Raw genomic sequence first — 17,727 nt, 5'->3', positions numbered from 1 at the left:
GCCTTGTGGGAGGCAACTCCTGCCCGGGCCGAGGATTCGATTCCGACATGGTCAGCTCGAGGTCGCTTGAAGCGTGTAGACGACCGTGCCGGTTGCACCCAGCGCGGGGACTGCGGTCCCTGCCGGCATCGTCACGCTGATACACAGCTGATCGGTTGCACCGACCGCGATCGACCGAGGGAAACTCGTGAACGACTTGGAGGTTCCGAGTCCGGTGACGGTACTCAGAGCAGTTCCGCCACAGGTGGCGGCCGCGAACACCGACGAGTTCAACAGGGTGCCGATTCCGGTGTTGCTCGCGAGGACGGACAGCGTGTAACTGAACGGGACGGTTCCGGAGTTGCTGACCAGCAACGGTGCCGAAACGACGTTACCGGGAATGATGGCAGTGTTCGTCAGAGCCGTACTGAATGCCGCCGGATTGTTGTCCTCGGCCGGGTTGCCCACTTTGATATCGATACGCCCGGTGGTGAACACACCCGATGTGGCTGTGGCCGTATCCGACCATGCAGCAAGGGTTCCCACCGCGCCGAGGCCGAGGACGATGCCGATGGACATGATGGCTCGAGCTCGTGCGCTGATGAGCGCCGTACCGACCCGGCGAAGAACAGCCGCGAATCCAACGGTGTCTTTGTGACGCGCCATCAGCGCTGCGCCCCTTCCTGCTCGAGTCCTCGGCCCAGAAATTCCGAGCACGCGGGGGTGGTGCGGTCGTCCCACTCCACAACGAGATCGATGGCAGCAGAGGAGGCTCGGGTGTCGTTTCCGGCCGAGTCGGCCATCGTGATCGTGGCGTCGATGCGCCTCTTCTCCCCGGCCGCGACATCCGCCTGTGCACACGCGCCGAACGATTGCCCGGCAATCGACACACTCAGCGCACGGGTGAACGCCGGATTGTCACTGTCGAGAATCACTTGCACGCGGCCGTCTGCGTCGGTGCCGTTGTGGATGTGGAACTGCGATGTTCTGCTGTCACCCGGAACCCATCGGATGCCATTGTCCAACAACGGCTCCGACAGTGCCGGCAACCATGCTCTGCCGTCACTGCTGTAACTGACGGCTTGGACCGTTCGCGCTGTCCCGGCACCGATCAGCACGACGATCGCCAGCACCACACATCCGGCGGCGGCGACCACGGACACGTTGTGGGTCATGACGCTGTGGACTCCTTCCGCTTCCTTCGGTGATCGACGGCTGCACCGGCGAACATGAACAGTGCGTAGCCGGCCAATCCGATGACGATGACCGTCACGGTGATCTTTCGCTGTTCACCGTTGAGCCAGTTGTTGACGTAGCCCATGTACGGCACCGAGTACCAGACTTTTCCGCGAATCTGCCCGATCTGCACCGGGTTCTCGTCGTCGGATCCGTTGTTGTCCCCGCGTGTGACATAAGTGGTGATGCCTTCCCCGCTCTGCTGGGTCGCCACGATGCGGTGAGTCACCACTTCGGGCTCGCCCGAACGGATTTGATAGGTGATCGCAGTTCCGACCTCCAGCTCGTCTGCCGCTGCGGGCTTGACGACAACCAGACTCCCCGGCGGGTACGTCGGCTTCATCGAGCTGGTGAGAATCGTGTACGGCGTCGAACCGGTGACTTTCGGAACGACGACGGTCACCCCGAGAACGAACAACATCGCCGCCAGAAGCGTGTACGACGCGATCCGGCTCACCCACCACCAGACACCGGTCCGTTCCTTCTCGGAAACGATTGCTGCAGTGTCGATCACGTCCGTATCGTCATCGGCCGTCATGTCTGATCCGCCCTGAACGAGAACGTCACCGTCGACGAAGCGCTTTGCGGCGGGTTGCCGTCGACTGCAAGCCGGAAGCACCACACTTCACGTGCACCCGCGGCCAACAACCGCGCCGCCGGCGCTGTCGGGGCTTGAGCTCCAGCCGCACTACCTGAGTACAGCAGTGTGGTCGGACCGGTCGGTGTGCCTGTCACCGGGCAATTCGTCTCGGCCGCAACAGTTGTCGCAGTCAAGACAAGGGGGACCGTTCCGGTCGAGGTGGTTCCTTGCAGCCGAAAGTTGAACGGAACGTTGCCGGAGTTCCGGATCGAGAGCGGTGCCTGGGAGAAACCGTTCGGTCCGAGATTGGCCGAACCGAGTGCAGCGAGAACGTAATCATTCACTTCCGCTCCGTTCGGGCCGACCTTGATGTCCAAGGTGCCGGAGTTGATGGTCCCGCCTCCGACGACCTCGTCGTCACGCCACAACGCGCCCGTCGACTGCGCCGATCCGAAGACCACCACCGCGACGGACGCGGCTGCGAGCGCCCAATAACGACCGTGCTTGTTCGTCACTGCAACAGATCAGGGACGAACCTGGTCGAGCGTCAGGGTGAAGGCGTTGAGATCGACGCTCTCGTTCTGCGCGATGAGACCGGCAGTGGTCTCGTCGAACGTGATCGTCACCTCGACGGAGATGGTCTGCGGAGACGTCGTCAGCGGAAGGGCGACGGCCGAGCCGTTGGGCAACGATGTTCCACCGTTCACCGACACCTCGGTATCGAGGGCAGCCGCCAGTGCAGGGTCGCCACCCACAGCGGTGAAGTCGGCCGTGATCGAGGCGCGGAGATTGTCTCCTGCCCAGTCGACGGTGTACTGGGTCGAGTATTCGAGAACGTCGCCCGGCACGATGAGGAAACCGGAAGGATCGGCTCCAAGCGCGGCGTTGGGCGTGACCGAGGTTTCGGTCCAGGCCGCCGTTCCGGCGACCGGGGCGAAGTTCAGCTCGCCGGAGTTGATCGTGCCACCCGTGACCGTTTCGGTGTCCTGCCAGAGTGCATAAGATCCCAAACCACCGAGCAGCAGTACAGCTGCCGCCCCCGCGGCTATGGCGCCTTTGGTTGCCTTGTTCATTGCGTCTACTTTCTACGGTGGCCTTGTTCAGGAGGCCGAGGGGGTGACCCGGTTGGGTCGTCGACCATCCGAAGAGGCCTCCGCAACTGGTGCGATGCTCATTGTTTCGCAACGACCAACTGGTCCGTTACCCATGTAGCAGTAAAAGTCCATAGAACTTTTTAGCCTTGCTCTCGCAGACTCGACGGATACCTACGTTTACACATAGTCACTGCATGTAAAGAAGCGTCGGATTCGAAAACTCCTGAACTCCAGCAGATCTCCGCTGTTCAAACGCAGTCTGGCAGCGAATGCATTGAGAATTTCGATCTTTTTCCAGGTATATCCGCCGTTTCGTGCATGCCCTAGAGGTCGACGGCCGTTGCGCTGTCCGCGGCACGAAAAAGCCCCGAGGCTGCTTGCCTCGGGGCATTTATTTCGCGCGAATCACCTACCGCAGAATGTCGCGTCGCACGATGGTCTCGTCGCGGCCCGGTCCGACTCCGATGCACGACATGTACGCACCCGAGAGCTCTTCGAGACGCAGGACGTAGTTCTGCGCGTTGATCGGCAGTTCCTCGAACGTGCGAGCGCCGGAGATGTCTTCCCACCACCCGGGCATCTCTTCGTAGATCGGCTTCGCGTGATGGAAACCGGTCTGTGTCATCGGCATCTCGTCGTGCCGGACGCCGTCGACGTCGTACGCGACGCAGATCGGCACCGTGTCCAAGCTGGACAGCACGTCGAGCTTGGTCAGGAAGTAATCGGTGATGCCGTTGACGCGGGTCGCGTACCGCGCGATGACGGCATCGAACCAGCCGGTGCGGCGCGCGCGACCGGTGGTGACGCCCACCTCGCCGCCCTGCTTGGCCAGGTATTCGCCGTGATTGTCGAACAGCTCCGTCGGGAACGGGCCCGAGCCGACACGCGTCGTGTACGCCTTCAGGATGCCGAGGACGGTGGTGATCTTGTTGGGACCGATGCCGGACCCGACCGACGCGCCACCGGCCGTCGGGTTCGAGGACGTGACATAGGGGTAGGTGCCGTGATCGACGTCGAGCAGGGTGCCCTGCGATCCCTCGAGCAGAATCGTGTCGCCGCGCTCGAGTGCCAGGTTCAGCTGCAGCCTGGTATCGGTGATGCGGTGCTTGAAGCCCTCCGCCTGCTCGAGCACCTCGTCGACGACCTGCTGCGAATCCAGCGCCCGCCGGTTGTAGATCTTCGAGAGCACCTGGTTCTTGAATTCCAGTGCAGCCTCGACCTTTTGGGTCAGGATCTTCTCGTCGAGCACATCGGCTGCGCGGACGCCGACCCGAGCGAGCTTGTCCTGGTAGCAGGGCCCGATGCCGCGGCCGGTGGTGCCGATCTTCTTGGCTCCGAGGAAGCGTTCGGTCACCTTGTCGATGGCCACGTGGTACGGCATGATCAGGTGCGCATCCGCGCTGAGCAGCAGGTTCGTGGTGTCGACGTCACGCTTCTCGAGGCCGTCGAGCTCAGTGAGCAGCACACCAGGGTCGACGACGACGCCGTTGCCGATGACGTTCTTCACGCCGGGCGTGAGAATTCCCGACGGGATCAGGTGCAGCGCGAACTTGTCACCGTTCGGAAGGACCACGGTGTGGCCGGCGTTGTTGCCGCCCTGGTAGCGAACGACCCACTGGAGGCGTTCGCCGAATAGGTCGGTGGCTTTGCCTTTGCCCTCGTCGCCCCACTGGGCGCCGATCAGGACTATCGCCGGCATGTGCTCTCCTACGTTGCTTTCGTGCGAGGACGTGCTGCAGATATTGCTCGATCGAACGCAGCCGTCACCATTTGTCGCAGGCGCGACAGTGGCCGGGAGAACAGTCTAGCCGAGGCGGTGAGCTGGCCCGCATGCCGCTACGGTGGAGCCGAAACGAAGGCACTATGGTCGTTCGAGGGTTCACCGAAGATCTAGGAGCGCCGTGACACCGTTCGTTCTGCACTGCGGAAACCCGCCGTTGCCGATCACGCTGACCGACGTCCCACTGCGCAACGCCGATGCCGTACCGACCGACGACGACTGCAGTGCGCTGTTCGCAGACATCGAATCCGCCCCGGCCCCCCGCATCATCGTCCTGGGCAACGACGCCTCGCTGGCCGCCGTACTCACCAGGTTGATGCGCACCGACCGTTTGCACGTCGAAGTCGCGTTCGTACCGGAGACCGCGACCGACGCCGCCCACATATACAAGCTCGGGACAGGATCCCGCGCCGCCAAAGTCGCACTGACAGGAAAGGCGTCGAGCACGCCCCTCATTCGCGACGACGCGGGCAAGGCCGTTGTCGGTCGGGCGCTCCTCGGCGGTGCCGGCGGCGCGGAACTCGAGGGCGAGGCATACGTCGACGACACTCGGTTGTTCTCCGGAGTCGTACCCGGCGTCGAGGTGGCACCAACCCCTGAGTTGCCGGGACTTCGCGCGCGCGTGATCAGCCGTCGGCGATTCCTGCCTCGCCGCTGGGTGAGCGGACGCGCGATGCAGCTCGGCTCCCCCGCCGCAGTCCTGATGCGCGACGGCATCGCCGGCGACCGAACCGTGAAGAGGTCGACGTTCTACCGTCACCATGAAGAGTGGTTACTGGTCCGATGACCGTTCCGCTGCGCCGCAGTCCCGTTCTGCCGAGCCCGGTGTTCGTGGCCGTTCTGGCGGTCGCCGGAGTGGGCGGGGCCCTCGCCTGGACGACCGAGGACGTTACGTCCTTCACAGCGCGGCTCGGGGTGTTCGTGCTGGTTCTCGCCGGATGGATCGCCTCGGTGTGCCTGCACGAATTCGGTCACGCGTACACCGCTTTTCGGGCAGGCGACCGGGAAGTCGAACTCCGCGGCTACCTGACGCTCAACCCGCTGAAGTACACCCACCCGTTGCTCTCGATCATCTTGCCGGTGGTGTTCATCGCAATCGGCGGAATAGGACTTCCGGGCGGTGCCGTGTACCTGCGGACCGGTCAGTTCTCGGCGTCGACGCAGCGGCGCATCGCCCTCGCCGGACCATTCGCCAACGCCGTTGTCGCCGTGATACTCCTGATCGTCGTTCGCATGTTCGGCACCGACGGCACCCACCAGGCCTTCTGGTACGGGCTCAGCTTCCTGGCGTTCCTGCAGATCATGGCCACGATCCTCAACCTGATTCCGGTACCGGGACTCGATGGATACGCCGCACTCGAGCCCTCGCTCTCGCCCGCCACCCGTGCATCGCTGAACCAGTTCAAGGGCTACGGAATCCTCGTTCTCGTCGCGTTGCTGTTCGTGCCCGCAGTCAACTCCGCATTCTTCGGGGCGATCTACGCCCTGTTCGGGCTGTCCGGTGTTCCCGAGTTCTTCGCAGGCAACGGCAACTACCTGATGCGATTCTGGCTCTGACTATCGGCTCATCCGCACGACGGATCCAACCCGCGCGCGCGGAAACTGTGGGAAGAACTGCACGGTATCGACCGCGATCGACGGGATTCCGTCGATGCAAGGGCAGAGCGTGCAGACGTTCCCAATTCTGTCGGTGCCGCATCACATAATGTGCGCATGACGACGTGGAACGACTTCTCGACAGCCGCCCCGAACCTGGCCTCGGCGGTGCGGGCCAGATTCACCGCCCACAAGCACCATGTACTCGCGACGCTCCGGGCGGACGGCTCACCGCGCGTCAGCGGAACCGAGGTCGAGTTCGACGACAGTGGCGTACTGCGTCTCGGTTCGATGCTCGGTGCCGTCAAAGCGCGAGACCTACAGCGCGACGGGCGATTCGCGCTGCACAGCAATCCGGGTCACCATTCGATGGTGGGCGGGGACGCGAAGATCGGCGGGTGTGCCGTCGAAATCACCGATCCTGCTGTGCTGCAACCGATATTCGACGCCGCTCCGGACGAGCTGGTGCCGTACCACGTGTTCGACCTCGACATCACCGAGGTCGTGCTGACGTCACTCGTGGACGATCACATGCAGATCGACGTGTGGCGTCCCGGCTCCGACGTGCGCACCGTCACCAGGTGAGCTCTTCCTTGCAGGTTCGGCCGTGCGCGGCGGGTTCGACCTGCACCGTGGCATGGTCGAGGCCGTAGGTGGACAGCAACGACCGGGCTCGGTCGAGCACCATCGACGACGAGCCCTCGCATTCGAGATGCACTGTGGCCACATCCATTCCGGTGGTGAGTGTCCACACGTGCAGATCATGAACTCCCGTCACGCCCGGTAGTGCGCTCAGGTCGCCGGTCAACGCGTCGACGTCGACGTGTCCGGGACTGGCCTGGGTGAGAATGCGCAGTGCCGAGGCGGCGAGCTTGATCGCGCGCGGGATCACCCACAGGGAGATCAGGACGCCGACGACGATGTCTGCCCAGGTCCACCCGAACACGAGCATCAGCACGCCGGCCACGAGCACACCGACACTGCCGACCGCATCGGCAAGAACCTCCATGTACGCACCGCGGACGGCCAGGGAATCCTTGGCGTCGCCGCGAATGAGCAGCATGACGACGATATTGGCCGCGAGACCCGCCGTCGCGGTGAGAATGAGTGCTACGCCGGGGATTTCAGGCGCATCGCCGATGCGTGAGATCGCCTCGTACATGATGAAGGCCGCAACACCGAGCAGCAGAACGGCATTCGCGATGGCGGTCAATACTTCCGCCCGATGCCAGCCGAATGTCCTTGCCGCTACGGCACTTCCCTTGCGGGCGAGCATCAGCGCGATCAGACCCATCGACATACCGAGCACATCGGTGAGCATGTGGCCCGCGTCGGCGAGCAGGCCGAGAGACCCGATCGCCAAGGCCACGGTCGCCTCGACGACGAGGAACACCACCAGAATGGCCAGCGCGACGATCATCTTGCGCACGCGAGACCTGGGCGGCCCCGCACCTGCGGGCGTGTGGCCTCCCACGCCGTGACTGTGCCCGTGACCCGCGCCCATGATTCCCCCCTGGTGACCGATATCGACTTCCGGAAGTCACCATATGCGTACATACGCATATATGCAATGGTGTGCTCGGGTCACAACTCCGGCGGGACGTGCGGGTGCTTCACCGTCGGCGGAAGCGTCGCCAACGCAGAAATACGCTTGAGCCCGGCGACCTGCAGCAAGTCGACGATGATCGACCGCAACTGCGCCAACACCACCGTCGCCGACAGACCGGCGTTGGAGATCAACTCCGGTTTGGCACCGGCTGCAACCGACCGCAACACTCGCGCGGCCTCTGCCGCGTCCGGCTTCTGACCCGGATCGGCGAGAATCATCTGCCGCAACACCTCCACCGCATGCGCCAACTTCTCCACCTCGTCGACAACACGCGGATCGAGGATCTCGTCGTCGCGCACCAACGTCAGCGACCGTCGCGCGAGCACCCGGATATTGCGGACGGCGTTGTCGATGGGATCGGCCGTTGCCGCGAGCGCCGCAAGACGATTGCGGTGATTCCAGTACATCGGAGAAATTCGCGCGATCTCCCGGCCGCCCTTGAGATCGGTCCGCAGAGCATCGATACCGGACTGCGTCGCACGAGCCTTCTGCAAAGCCTCCGCGATGGGCTTGGGGTCGTTGGCCATCAACCCGTCGGCCACCTTCTGCAACACACTCGCAGCCGTCGCCAACACGCTCGCCGCATCCTTGCGGGCCCGCCACACCGGATGCGTCGGGATCAACGCCACGATCGCGATGCCCACCAGACCGCCGACCAACGCGTCGACCATGCGGTTGGGGCCACCCATGTTGCCGGGCGGAATGAGTGTCGCCACCAGCACGGCGGACGATCCGGCCTGCATAGCGATGATCGGACCACCGTCGAGGAACACCGCAGCCGACATCGCCAACACGACCACCAACGCGATCTGCCACGGCCCGCTGCCGATCAGCGAGATGAGCAGATCTCCGATGCCGATGCCCACCGTCACTCCGACGACGAGCTCAGCCGATCGGCGCAGGCGAGCACCGAGCGAGACGCCCAGCGAGACGACAGCGGCGATCGGTGCGAAGAACGGGCTCTCGTGACCGACGATGTCCGTCGCGACGAACCACGAGACACCTGCGGCCAGCGCGCACTGAATGATGGGCAGCAGCGACAACTTCAGCCGAGCACTGCCCGACTTCAGCCGGGTCCGGCCTCGCGCTCGGCTGGCGCGGGCCCGATCAGCCCAGGCCGAGCGCTTCTGCGGCCTTGGGGTCACAGTCTTCGAGGAGGTCGAGGCAGCGGGCGTACTCGTCGTTCTCGTTGATGTCGCGGGCGGCTTTGGCGAGGACTGCGACGCATCGGAGGAATCCTCGGTTGGGCTCATGGCTGTACGGGACCGGCCCGAATCCCTTCCATCCGTTACGACGCAACTGGTCAAGACCTCGGTGGTAACCGGTACGAGCGTAGGCGTACGCCGTGATGGTGGCACCCGACTCGAGCGCGGCCTCAGCCAGGTAAGCCCACGCGATGGACGCCGTCGGATGCGCCGCCGCGACAGTCTCGGGCGCTTCGTGGTCGAGCAGCGCGGATTCGGCCTCGTCGTCGCCGGGCAACAGTGTGGGTTGGGGTCCGAGCAGATCACCGAAAGAAGTCATGGCGCTCATTGTGCCCCTACGTCACCGAATCGTGTCCGAACACCCCCGCTTCGCTCGCGCGCGGCCGCAGACACGGTCGATAGGCTGCCAGCGGACGAAATCGAGACCACACGGCTCGTGGAAGAATTCGGTGAACGAGGGAGAACGCATGCCGGACGAGAAGAAGAATGCGCCCTCCGAGGCCGAGGCAGCCACCGAGAAGATCGACCTGGGCAAGAAGAAGCAGGTCGACGAGCCCGCCGACACTCCGACCGAGAAGATCGCCACTGCTCCAGCCGAGGAACCGGCCGCAACGCACGCGAAGCCGACCGCAGCCCCGCGTCGTATCCCGCCGCGAAACCCGTCCGAAGCCCCAGCGAAAGATGTTGCGGCAGAGAAGAAATCGCCTGCCGTTGTGCCGCAACCAGTCGGGCCGAGAAAGATCGAACCGCAGCAATCAGGGCCGAAGCAGGTCGGTCCCCAGCGCATCGGACCCGCACCGGCGGAACCCGGCAAACCGAGTCGGAAGAAGTGGTGGGCGGCACTGGTGGCCGCGGTTGTCGTGATCGCGGCAGTGGCCGCCGGTGCGTACCTGCTGATCGACCGCACGAGCGTCGACGACTCCCCCGAGGCCCGGATCAGGACGACCGTCGAGTCGTTCACGCGGGCATTGGCCGGCGGCGACCTCGCCACGCTGCGCAGCACCTCGTGCGGTGACCTGGCGACGTTCTACCGAGACATCCCGGACGCGGAATTCGCCGATGTTCATCGCGTCTCGCTCGAGCAGGGCAACATACCGAATCTCGACAGCATCGACGCAATCCAGATCGGCGACGACACCACCGCGATCGCTCAGGTCATCGCGCACACCGATGCCAACCCGAACGATCGATCGCCGCGCACCTTCGACCTGCGCCTCGAAGGCGATCAGTGGAAGGTGTGCAGCTGAACGATGTGAGCGGAACTTCGTAGCCTGCTACGAAGTTCCACGCACATGCGGCGAAGCCGCTCTAGCCGGCACTCACGCTGCGACCGGCGGACTTGAGGTCGTTGCAGGCCTCGACGACACGGGCGGTCATGCCGGCCTCGGCCTTCTTGAGGTAGCTGCGCGGGTCGTAGGCCTTCTTGTTGCCGACCTCGCCGTCGACCTTGAGCACACCGTCGTAGTTGGAGAAGAAGTGTCCGGCGATGGGACGGCTGAATGCGTACTGGGTGTCGGTGTCGACGTTCATCTTCACCACGCCGTACTCGAGTGCCTCTTCGATCTCGCTCTTCGCCGATCCCGATCCACCGTGGAACACGAAGTCGAACGGCTTGGAACCCGATGCCAGGCCCAGCTTCTCCGACGCGACACGCTGACCGTCTGCCAGCACCGATGGCTTGAGCTTGACGTTGCCCGGCTTGTAGACGCCGTGCACGTTGCCGAACGTCGCAGCCAGCAGGTAGCGCGAGCCCGCGTCGCCTGCACCGAGGGCCTCGACGGTCTTGAGGAAGTCCTCGTTGGAGGTGTAGAGCTTGTCGTTGATCTCGGCCTCGACGCCGTCTTCCTCGCCGCCGACAACACCGATCTCGACCTCGAGAATGATGTTCGCTGCCGCAGCGCGGGCGAGCAGATCCTTGGCGATCTCGAGGTTCTCGTCGATCGGGATGGCCGAGCCGTCCCACATGTGCGACTGGAACAGCGGGTTCTTGCCTGCGTCGACGCGTTCCTGCGAGACCGCGATCAGCGGTCGCACGTACGTGTCCAGCTTGTCCTTGGGGCAGTGGTCGGTGTGCAGAGCGATGGTGACGTCGTACTTGGCGGCGATCACGTGCGCGAACTCGGCGAGCGCCACAGCGCCGACGACCATGTCCTTGATGCCCAGTCCTGATCCGAACTCGGCTCCGCCGGTCGAGAACTGGATGATGCCGTCGCTACCCGCGTCGGCGAAACCCTTGATGGCGGCGTTGATGGACTCGGAACCCACACAGTTGATTGCCGGAAAGGCGAATTTGTGTTCCTTCGCCCGGCCCAGCATCTCGGCGTAGACCTCGGGAGTTGCGATAGGCACGGCGTCATTCCTCCATTGAAAGTTCGATTGTGTCCTGTGCAGTATGGCAACCTCGCGCCCCTGTGTCGTGCGTACCCGCGTCCATCGGGCCGTTCCGCAGGCTCCACTCACGCTCACCGGCAGGCAGCGAAGCGGCCATCGCATTCACAGCCGAGCGACACCAGCTATTCAGGACTTACCAGTTTCGGCCGGTAAGGTGGGCGCGGTGAGTCTTCTTGCTGCTTCGGAATCGGTGACGACCAATCTGGCACTTCTGCCCGGATTCCTCGACCCGGTGAACCTGCTCAACTCCTTCGGAACCTGGGTGCTGGTCGGGCTCCTCCTGGTTGTGTTCATCGAATCGGGGTTGCTGTTTCCCCTGCTACCCGGCGATTCTCTGCTGTTCACCGCAGGGTTGATCGCGGCGTCTAAGTCCACCGATATCGAGCCGTTCGCGTCGATCTGGACGCTCGTGATCCTGATCCCCATCGCGGCGATCCTCGGCGATCAGGTCGGCTTCCTCATCGGCACCAGGGGCGGAGCCGCCCTGTTCAAGAGCAACGATTCGCGATTCTTCAAGAAGAAGTACATCGACGAATCACACGAGTTCTTCGAGAAGCACGGCCCGATCACGATCATCCTGGCCCGCTTCGTGCCGATCGTGCGTACGTTCGCACCGGTCGTCGCCGGTGCGTCGCACATGAAGTACTCGCTGTTTCTCACCTACAACGTGGTCGGCGGAATCCTCTGGGGTGCGGGCGTGACCGTGCTGGGGTACGTGCTCGGACAGATCGCGTTCATCCGCGAGAACGTCGACATCATCTTCCTGCTCATCGTCGCCGTCTCTGTCCTCCCGATCGTCATCGAGGTCGGCAAGCGCATGATCAAGGCCCGCAAGACCCCGCTCGGGGAGGCAGCCGACGTGATCGAGGCCGACGCCCCGGACACCAAGTCCTGATCGACATCCTCCGAAAGTGATCGAGTCCATGTCGTCGATTACCACTGCGCTGCCGACCGTGTCCGTCCAGGCCGTCGGCAGTTTCGGTCCGCTGGAGACAGCAGGCCCACTCGTCGTGTGGATCGTCGTGATGACCTTCGTGTTCATCGAATGCGCAGTGATCATCGGGTTGTTCCTGCCAGGAGATTCGATGCTGATCACGGCAGGAATCGTGATGGCGACCCATGCGTCGGGCACCGGTCACATCTGGGCGCTGTCGCTCGGTGCGATGGTCGCCGCCATTGCAGGCAACCAGGTGGGGTACTCGATCGGTCACCGGACCGGCTCGACGCTGGTGGCCCGCAAGAACGGCAAGTACCTCAACACGAAGAACCTGCACAAGGTCAATCTTCTGCTCGAGAAGCACGGATTCTGGGCCGTGCTGGTCGCGCGGTGGATCCCCTGGGTGCGTACCTTGTGCCCGCTGGTCGCAGGTGCCGCGAAGATGGATCACCGCAAGTACACGATCGCCAGCACTCTCGGCGCCATCATCTGGGCTCCGGTGCTGCTGCTGATCGGGTTCTACTTCGGGTCGTTCATCGAGGGCATCCCGTGGCTGATGCCCCTCGTCCTGATCAGCATGGTGGTGCTGCTCGTCGTCGGAACCGGGCTCGGCATCTGGCAGTACCGCAAGGAAATGGCTCGGCCCGAGGAGACCATCGAAGTCGAAGAGGTCCTCGAGTAAGGCAGAGCGACTCAAAAACCAGCTGCCGAAACGCGGTGGGCGGCTTCCATCAGCATCCAACCGCCCAGTTGCACCGAGAGGTCCCGTTCGGGCACGTCGGACGGTCGGACCGTTCCTTCGGTGAAGCTGGCGATGTGCAGGCCTTGCCCCGGGAAGCGGGCTTCGCGGGTCCAGTCGGCTCCGAACAGTGGGTTGTCCTCCACTTCGAGGCGGTTCTCCCACGCTGACTCGGCCGAGTTCAGCACGATCGCTGCTGCGAGTTCGCGTGCTCGGTCGTCGGCGTCCGAGTCTCCGGGTAGCTCCGCCGCGACCATCGCCAGGTAGCGCGCGAGGATCGGGTTGAACAGGCCGCCGTCTCCCCCACCGCCGCCGGTGATGACGAGGTTGCGGGTCAGGTGGTTCTCCACCGCGTCGACCAGCGCGTGGACCCGCTCGGCATGCCTGGGGTGGCCGAGCCGAACCGCGAGTTCGGTTTCGAGGCCCAACGTGACGCCCTGGCAGTAGCTGTAGACGGCGCGTTCCATCTCGCCGGGCTTTCCGGCGTCGACGAGTGCGCGAGTGGAGTGCATTCCGTCCAGAATGAGCCCCGTGCGCGGGTCCTTGAGGGTGCGGTCCATCCAGTCGGCCATCTCCTGGGCACGCCACAGCCGACCGGTGCGCGCCAGCATGATCGCGGCCGGACCGTTGGCGGGTGCGTTGTAGAAGTCGGACTTCGTGCGCCACGGAATGCCGCCGCCCTCGGCCGGAGCCCAGGCGTCGAACAATTCCATCTCGATCTGCTGGATGCCACCGCGATTGCCGACGAAGTGCTGCCGCTGCGCGCGTTCGAGCGCCAACCCGAGCCACGCCATGTCGTCGTAGTAGTTGTTGGTCCACCCGCTGACGTTGCGAGTTCGGTGCGCTCGGGTGATCTTGTTCAATCGCCGACGGCGCTTGGCGGTGAGATCGCGATCTGCGGCGTCGACCGCGCAGTCGAGCAGGTGGGCCTGCCACCAGTAGTGCCAGCGCAGGAACATCCGTTCCTTGCGTACCGGTGGCCAGGCGACGACTCCCAACGTCGTGCCCGGCAGCCCCCACAGCCGACGCATGTGCCGCGCGACGACGGCCCCCTCCGCAGCGTCCGCACGCTGCGACCACAACTCCTGCATGCCTGCAATCCTGCCACTACCGTTGCTGATTCGTTACATCCCGCCCCGGAAACCGCCCCGAAACCGCTGCGGCTTCACCACGCAGTATCGAGGTCGGCATGCCGCCGAATCCACGAGTGCATGGCGATCCCAGCGGCGACACCTGCATTGATGCTGCGGGTGGAGCCGAATTGGGCGATCGATACCGTCATCGAGGCCGATTCGCGGGCACTGTCGGTGACCCCCGGTCCCTCTTGCCCGAAGAGCAGCAGGCAGTGACGCGGCAGCTCTGCTGTCTCGATCGGTACCGACCCCGGGGTGTTGTCGACGGCCACGACGACGAGGCCCTGCTCCGCGGCGAACGCCATCAGCGCCTCCACCGAGTCGTGGTGATGGATGTGCTGGTACCGGTCGGTGACCATCGCACCGCGACGGTTCCACCGACGACGCCCGACGATGTGGACCGCCTGCGCCGCGAAGGCGTTCGCGGTGCGCACCACCGTTCCGATGTTGGCGTCGTTGGTGAAGTTCTCGATGGCGACGTGCAGCGAATGCCGTCGGGTGTCGATGTCGGCGACGATCGCCTCGCGTCGCCAGTAGCGGTAGGCGTCGACGACGTTGCGGCGGTCACCACCCGCGAGCAGTTCCGGGTCCAATCGGGGATCGTCGGGTGGCGGTTCGGTGTGCGTGTCGAACCACGGTCCGACGCCGTTGGGGTTCTCACCCCACTCGGTGGGGCCGGCATCGTCCGACGACGGTTCGCGGCCGATCGTGTTCTCGCTCAATAGATTTCGTTGCTGTCCGGTGCGATGCGGAAACCGTGTCCGGTTGCATCGTCGACGCACGAGATGCCGTTCTCGGCGGACGTGCAGGTGAATCCGTTCTCGGCGATGGTCGCGCCGACCGCGAGCGGAGGATCGATCGTTTCGCCACCCGAGGTGTAGACCACGCCGCCGGAGCACATGAACGCCGCCGGCCCTGCGTTGGTGACTCGAATACCGTTGCCCCAGTTGATCATGCAGTCCTCGGGCCGCGGCGGCACCGGAGTGGTGGTGCCCTGGCACCCGGCCTCGGTACGACTCGACAGCGGCACGATTCCGCACTGGAACAGACCGTCGGGGGAACTGAAGTAGTACGCACCGCCGATGGCGGCGTACGTCGTCTGCGGTTCCGCGGTGGGCGGCGGCTCGACCGGAGGCGGAGGCGGAGCGAGCGGTTGCTCCGTGGTCGTCACGGGCGCAGGGGTGGTGATTGCCGTCGTCGTCGGCGGCGCGAGGGTGGTGGTCGACGCAGGTGGCGGAGGCTGGGCAGCGGACTCACTGCTGCAACCGGTGAGAACGAGCGCCGTACCGGCCCCGATTCCGACCAACCAGGCTCGCGCCCAACCCATTTGCCTTGTCCTGCCCGATCCCCGCCTGCTCGAACCCCACGTACTCAGCATGAAGAAACCCCGACCCACCTTTCGACACCGATTGCTCGAAAGACCGACGATACCGGCGGAGCGCCGGCACCGTCCGACGAGGAGTTCTTAGGTGTGGCTCAGGCGCCGGTTGACCTCGCGAGTGAGCCATGCAGGCGAGAAGCGCGAGCCGAGTGAGAGCGCCTTGGAAGGCAAGCCGACCGGGAAATGCACCTTGTGCAACCGACGCTTGACCGGACGGGTCGCGTCGAAGATCGCGTCGGACACATCCTTCACGGTGAGCTTGACACCCAGCGAGCTCGTGGTGCCCGTCGACACGCCATGGGTCATCGCCGTTTGGACGAACAGCGGCCACATGGCCTTGACCGAGATGTCGTACTTGCTCCATTCGAGATCCAGCGCCTCGGTGATACCGCGCACCGCGAACTTGGACGCGCCGTAGGTCACCAACTCGGGCTGACCGTAGATGGCCGACGCGGAGCACATGTTGACGACCTGCGCGCCTGCGGTGTCCTTGAGGTAGGGGAAGGCCGCGAGGGTGCCGTAGATGACCCCGTTGAAGTTGATGTCGATCTGACGTCGGTGCACAGCCAGTGGCATGTCCTCGAAGGCACCCGCGGCAAGAATTCCGGCGTTGTTGATCAGAATGTCGAGTCGACCGTCGCCCTCACCGACGAACTCCTTCAACCGGGTTTCCCACTGGTCGGAGTTGGTTACATCCAAGACGCCGGTAACTACACGACCGCTGAGCGAGGCAGCTTCCTTGCCGAGCGATGCCAAGCCGGTCTCGTCGATGTCGTACGCACCGACGAGGTAGCCACTGGCTGCGAACTTGAGAGCAGTCGCGCGGCCGATACCTGCTGCTGCGCCGGAGATGAAGACAGTTGGTCGAGTCACATCGAACACCGTACATGTAACCCTACTTACCGGTAACCCCCTATCGTGAAATACTGAATCACCGCCGCAAGCGGGCCAGGAGCATCGAAGTGAACAACGCGAGAATCGTACGAGCCGTCGTCGTCGTGACGATCGTGTACGCAGTTGTGCTGGCAATCTGGATCGGCTGGGTGAACAAACGAACCCCGCCCGGAACGCTTCCGTACCAGCTTGCAGCCCTGGTCGCCGGATTCGGCGCAGCTCTCGGCCTGGCCATGATGATCGCCGGACGGCCGACGCGTGAGCAGAAGGAACTGATCGAGCACGGCGTGGAAGGGTGGGCGACGGTGGATGCCATCCGCCGCATCGACGACGACACCGCCGAGTTGGACCTCGAATTCACCGTGCCCGGCTCGAGCAGCTACTTCGGCAAGATCGTCTACGACATCCCTGATGCCGACACCTCCCGGTTCGAGCCGGGCACGGTTATCGCCGTTCGCGTCGACCCGGCCCATCGCGAACGGGTGCTGCTATTGCCTCGACCGCAAGGCCTCGACGAGTAGGACCTGCGCCGCTACGTACGTCGACAGGATGATCGCTTCCGCGGTCCGCCGCTGACGGTCCTCGGTAAGGAACAGTCGACGGAACACGATCAGCGCGTCGGATGCAGTGAACAACGCGCCGCCGATCATCAGCCTCCGATCGCCGCCGCGTGAGACAGGACGAGCAGAGAGAGTCGACGTGGTCGCGAGCACCGCACCGTACGCGATCAGGGTCGACGCCACCGCGGGCTGACGCCTGGCAAGCAGCGTCGCCGCGGCCGCCCATCCGGCATACCGCGGAATCGCGTCGATCAGCGCCGGACGCGCACCCCTGCGAAACAGCAGGTACGTATAACTGCCCTGCATCACGGCGAACGCACGCGCGCCCCATTCCAGAGCGGAATCGTCGTCGGGGTCGATCAACAGAACATCGCCGACCGTGGCCGCCGCAAGACCCGCCAAGAGCACCCGATCTCGCGTTGGATCGAGCCCGCTCGCCAGTGCCGGGACAATCAGAGGCTTGGCCATGCGCTGCACGGGCATCGACCCCGTCCATGCACCGACCACGGTCACCGCACCCGCTACCAGCGCGGCCGCGCGAGCCCGCCGAACCCGACCGACAACCATTGCAGACCTCCACCGAAATCTCGTCACAGTGAGCGTCACATGTGAC

Annotated in this window: 22 protein-coding genes; 7 read left to right on the top strand and 15 right to left on the bottom strand. The window is 64.4% G+C overall.

The features are described from left to right. Positions 1-51: 51 nt before the first annotated feature. From R4P57_RS21640 to R4P57_RS21615, 6 genes are all read right to left on the bottom strand, one after another. Entirely contained in the window at positions 52-645 is a 594-nt protein-coding gene (locus R4P57_RS21640) for a SipW-dependent-type signal peptide-containing protein (RefSeq protein WP_317804907.1), read from the bottom strand. After that, positions 645-1,154: a hypothetical protein gene (locus tag R4P57_RS21635; protein ID WP_317804906.1), complete on the bottom strand. Its 510-nt coding sequence runs from the start codon at positions 1,152-1,154 to the stop codon at positions 645-647. The genes R4P57_RS21640 and R4P57_RS21635 overlap by 1 nt, the downstream gene beginning before the upstream one ends. Further along, entirely contained in the window at positions 1,151-1,753 is a 603-nt protein-coding gene (locus tag R4P57_RS21630) for a signal peptidase I (protein ID WP_317804904.1), read from the bottom strand. The genes R4P57_RS21635 and R4P57_RS21630 overlap by 4 nt, the downstream gene beginning before the upstream one ends. Continuing rightward, positions 1,750-2,310, bottom strand: coding sequence for a hypothetical protein (locus R4P57_RS21625; protein ID WP_317804903.1), 561 nt, complete (start codon positions 2,308-2,310; stop codon positions 1,750-1,752). The genes R4P57_RS21630 and R4P57_RS21625 overlap by 4 nt, the downstream gene beginning before the upstream one ends. 9 nt (positions 2,311-2,319) lie before the next feature. Then, positions 2,320-2,868, bottom strand: coding sequence for an alternate-type signal peptide domain-containing protein (locus R4P57_RS21620; protein WP_317804901.1), 549 nt, complete (start codon positions 2,866-2,868; stop codon positions 2,320-2,322). Positions 2,869-3,298: 430 nt separating this feature from the next. Continuing rightward, the gene (locus tag R4P57_RS21615; RefSeq protein WP_317804900.1) at positions 3,299-4,588 is read right to left on the bottom strand and encodes an adenylosuccinate synthase; all 1,290 of its coding nucleotides are present in this window, start codon (positions 4,586-4,588) and stop codon (positions 3,299-3,301) included. A gap of 202 nt (positions 4,589-4,790) precedes the next feature. On the opposite strand from R4P57_RS21615, the gene R4P57_RS21610 reads away from it, so the two are divergent. From R4P57_RS21610 to R4P57_RS21600, 3 genes are all read left to right on the top strand, one after another. After that, positions 4,791-5,456 (top strand): hypothetical protein, encoded by a 666-nt coding sequence (locus R4P57_RS21610; protein ID WP_317804899.1) that lies wholly within the window; start codon positions 4,791-4,793, stop codon positions 5,454-5,456. Continuing rightward, positions 5,453-6,226, top strand: coding sequence for a site-2 protease family protein (locus tag R4P57_RS21605; protein WP_317804897.1), 774 nt, complete (start codon positions 5,453-5,455; stop codon positions 6,224-6,226). The genes R4P57_RS21610 and R4P57_RS21605 overlap by 4 nt, the downstream gene beginning before the upstream one ends. Positions 6,227-6,382: 156 nt before the next feature. Then, the gene (locus R4P57_RS21600; protein ID WP_317804896.1) at positions 6,383-6,850 is read left to right on the top strand and encodes a pyridoxamine 5'-phosphate oxidase family protein; all 468 of its coding nucleotides are present in this window, start codon (positions 6,383-6,385) and stop codon (positions 6,848-6,850) included. On the opposite strand, the gene R4P57_RS21595 is transcribed toward R4P57_RS21600, so the two are convergent. The 3 genes from R4P57_RS21595 to R4P57_RS21585 form a co-directional block, all read right to left on the bottom strand. Continuing rightward, positions 6,840-7,769, bottom strand: a complete 930-nt coding sequence (locus R4P57_RS21595; protein ID WP_317804895.1) for a cation diffusion facilitator family transporter — start codon at positions 7,767-7,769, stop codon at positions 6,840-6,842. The two genes, R4P57_RS21600 and R4P57_RS21595, sit on opposite strands and share 11 nt — an antisense overlap. Positions 7,770-7,849: 80 nt before the next feature. Next, positions 7,850-8,917: an FUSC family protein gene (locus tag R4P57_RS21590; protein WP_411742413.1), complete on the bottom strand. Its 1,068-nt coding sequence runs from the start codon at positions 8,915-8,917 to the stop codon at positions 7,850-7,852. A 64-nt stretch (positions 8,918-8,981) separates the two neighbouring features. Continuing rightward, the gene (locus tag R4P57_RS21585) at positions 8,982-9,398 is read right to left on the bottom strand and encodes a DUF3151 domain-containing protein (RefSeq protein WP_317804894.1); all 417 of its coding nucleotides are present in this window, start codon (positions 9,396-9,398) and stop codon (positions 8,982-8,984) included. 148 nt (positions 9,399-9,546) lie between these two features. On the opposite strand from R4P57_RS21585, the gene R4P57_RS21580 reads away from it, so the two are divergent. Further along, positions 9,547-10,326, top strand: coding sequence for a hypothetical protein (locus R4P57_RS21580; protein ID WP_317804893.1), 780 nt, complete (start codon positions 9,547-9,549; stop codon positions 10,324-10,326). 61 nt (positions 10,327-10,387) lie between these two features. Here the strand turns inward: R4P57_RS21580 and fbaA are convergent, their stop codons facing one another. After that, complete coding sequence (gene fbaA, locus R4P57_RS21575; protein WP_317804892.1) at positions 10,388-11,428, bottom strand: class II fructose-bisphosphate aldolase; 1,041 nt, start codon at positions 11,426-11,428, stop codon at positions 10,388-10,390. Positions 11,429-11,624: 196 nt separating this feature from the next. On the opposite strand from fbaA, the gene R4P57_RS21570 reads away from it, so the two are divergent. Next, entirely contained in the window at positions 11,625-12,365 is a 741-nt protein-coding gene (locus R4P57_RS21570; RefSeq protein WP_411742412.1) for a VTT domain-containing protein, read from the top strand. A 28-nt stretch (positions 12,366-12,393) separates the two neighbouring features. Then, entirely contained in the window at positions 12,394-13,089 is a 696-nt protein-coding gene (locus R4P57_RS21565; RefSeq protein ID WP_317804890.1) for a DedA family protein, read from the top strand. Positions 13,090-13,100: 11 nt separating this feature from the next. On the opposite strand, the gene R4P57_RS21560 is transcribed toward R4P57_RS21565, so the two are convergent. The 4 genes from R4P57_RS21560 to R4P57_RS21545 all read right to left on the bottom strand — a co-directional run bounded on the left by R4P57_RS21560 (position 13,101) and on the right by R4P57_RS21545 (position 16,533). Then, entirely contained in the window at positions 13,101-14,237 is a 1,137-nt protein-coding gene (locus tag R4P57_RS21560; RefSeq protein WP_317804889.1) for a glycoside hydrolase family 76 protein, read from the bottom strand. Positions 14,238-14,311: 74 nt separating this feature from the next. Then, positions 14,312-15,001: an RNA methyltransferase gene (locus tag R4P57_RS21555; RefSeq protein ID WP_317804888.1), complete on the bottom strand. Its 690-nt coding sequence runs from the start codon at positions 14,999-15,001 to the stop codon at positions 14,312-14,314. Then, positions 14,998-15,606, bottom strand: a complete 609-nt coding sequence (locus R4P57_RS21550; protein WP_317804886.1) for a DUF6636 domain-containing protein — start codon at positions 15,604-15,606, stop codon at positions 14,998-15,000. Before R4P57_RS21550 ends, R4P57_RS21555 begins: the two co-directional genes overlap by 4 nt. A gap of 138 nt (positions 15,607-15,744) precedes the next feature. Continuing rightward, entirely contained in the window at positions 15,745-16,533 is a 789-nt protein-coding gene (locus R4P57_RS21545; protein WP_317804885.1) for an SDR family oxidoreductase, read from the bottom strand. A gap of 89 nt (positions 16,534-16,622) precedes the next feature. On the opposite strand from R4P57_RS21545, the gene R4P57_RS21540 reads away from it, so the two are divergent. Next, entirely contained in the window at positions 16,623-17,075 is a 453-nt protein-coding gene (locus R4P57_RS21540) for a hypothetical protein (protein WP_317804884.1), read from the top strand. Here the strand turns inward: R4P57_RS21540 and R4P57_RS21535 are convergent. After that, positions 17,043-17,681: a lysoplasmalogenase family protein gene (locus R4P57_RS21535; protein ID WP_317804883.1), complete on the bottom strand. Its 639-nt coding sequence runs from the start codon at positions 17,679-17,681 to the stop codon at positions 17,043-17,045. The two genes, R4P57_RS21540 and R4P57_RS21535, sit on opposite strands and share 33 nt — an antisense overlap. Between the last annotated feature and the right edge of the window lie 46 nt (positions 17,682-17,727).

Source organism: Rhodococcus sp. IEGM 1330, assembly GCF_033142445.1.
GTDB lineage: Bacteria > Actinomycetota > Actinomycetes > Mycobacteriales > Mycobacteriaceae > Rhodococcoides.
The sequence above is the reverse complement of the archived record's forward strand: the minus strand, read 5'-3'. Positions and strand labels throughout refer to the sequence as shown.

Coding starts and splice junctions, on each gene's coding strand:
- R4P57_RS21640 (WP_317804907.1), bottom strand. CDS start 645: ATGGCGCGTCACAAAGACACCGTTGGATTCGCGGCTGTTCTTCGCCGG.
- R4P57_RS21635 (WP_317804906.1), bottom strand. CDS start 1,154: ATGACCCACAACGTGTCCGTGGTCGCCGCCGCCGGATGTGTGGTGCTG.
- R4P57_RS21630 (WP_317804904.1), bottom strand. CDS start 1,753: ATGACGGCCGATGACGATACGGACGTGATCGACACTGCAGCAATCGTT.
- R4P57_RS21620 (WP_317804901.1), bottom strand. CDS start 2,868: ATGAACAAGGCAACCAAAGGCGCCATAGCCGCGGGGGCGGCAGCTGTA.
- R4P57_RS21615 (WP_317804900.1), bottom strand. CDS start 4,588: ATGCCGGCGATAGTCCTGATCGGCGCCCAGTGGGGCGACGAGGGCAAA.
- R4P57_RS21605 (WP_317804897.1), top strand. CDS start 5,453: ATGACCGTTCCGCTGCGCCGCAGTCCCGTTCTGCCGAGCCCGGTGTTC.
- R4P57_RS21600 (WP_317804896.1), top strand. CDS start 6,383: ATGACGACGTGGAACGACTTCTCGACAGCCGCCCCGAACCTGGCCTCG.
- R4P57_RS21595 (WP_317804895.1), bottom strand. CDS start 7,769: ATGGGCGCGGGTCACGGGCACAGTCACGGCGTGGGAGGCCACACGCCC.
- R4P57_RS21585 (WP_317804894.1), bottom strand. CDS start 9,398: ATGACTTCTTTCGGTGATCTGCTCGGACCCCAACCCACACTGTTGCCC.
- R4P57_RS21580 (WP_317804893.1), top strand. CDS start 9,547: ATGCCGGACGAGAAGAAGAATGCGCCCTCCGAGGCCGAGGCAGCCACC.
- R4P57_RS21565 (WP_317804890.1), top strand. CDS start 12,394: ATGTCGTCGATTACCACTGCGCTGCCGACCGTGTCCGTCCAGGCCGTC.
- R4P57_RS21560 (WP_317804889.1), bottom strand. CDS start 14,237: ATGCAGGAGTTGTGGTCGCAGCGTGCGGACGCTGCGGAGGGGGCCGTC.
- R4P57_RS21550 (WP_317804886.1), bottom strand. CDS start 15,606: ATGGGTTGGGCGCGAGCCTGGTTGGTCGGAATCGGGGCCGGTACGGCG.
- R4P57_RS21535 (WP_317804883.1), bottom strand. CDS start 17,681: ATGGTTGTCGGTCGGGTTCGGCGGGCTCGCGCGGCCGCGCTGGTAGCG.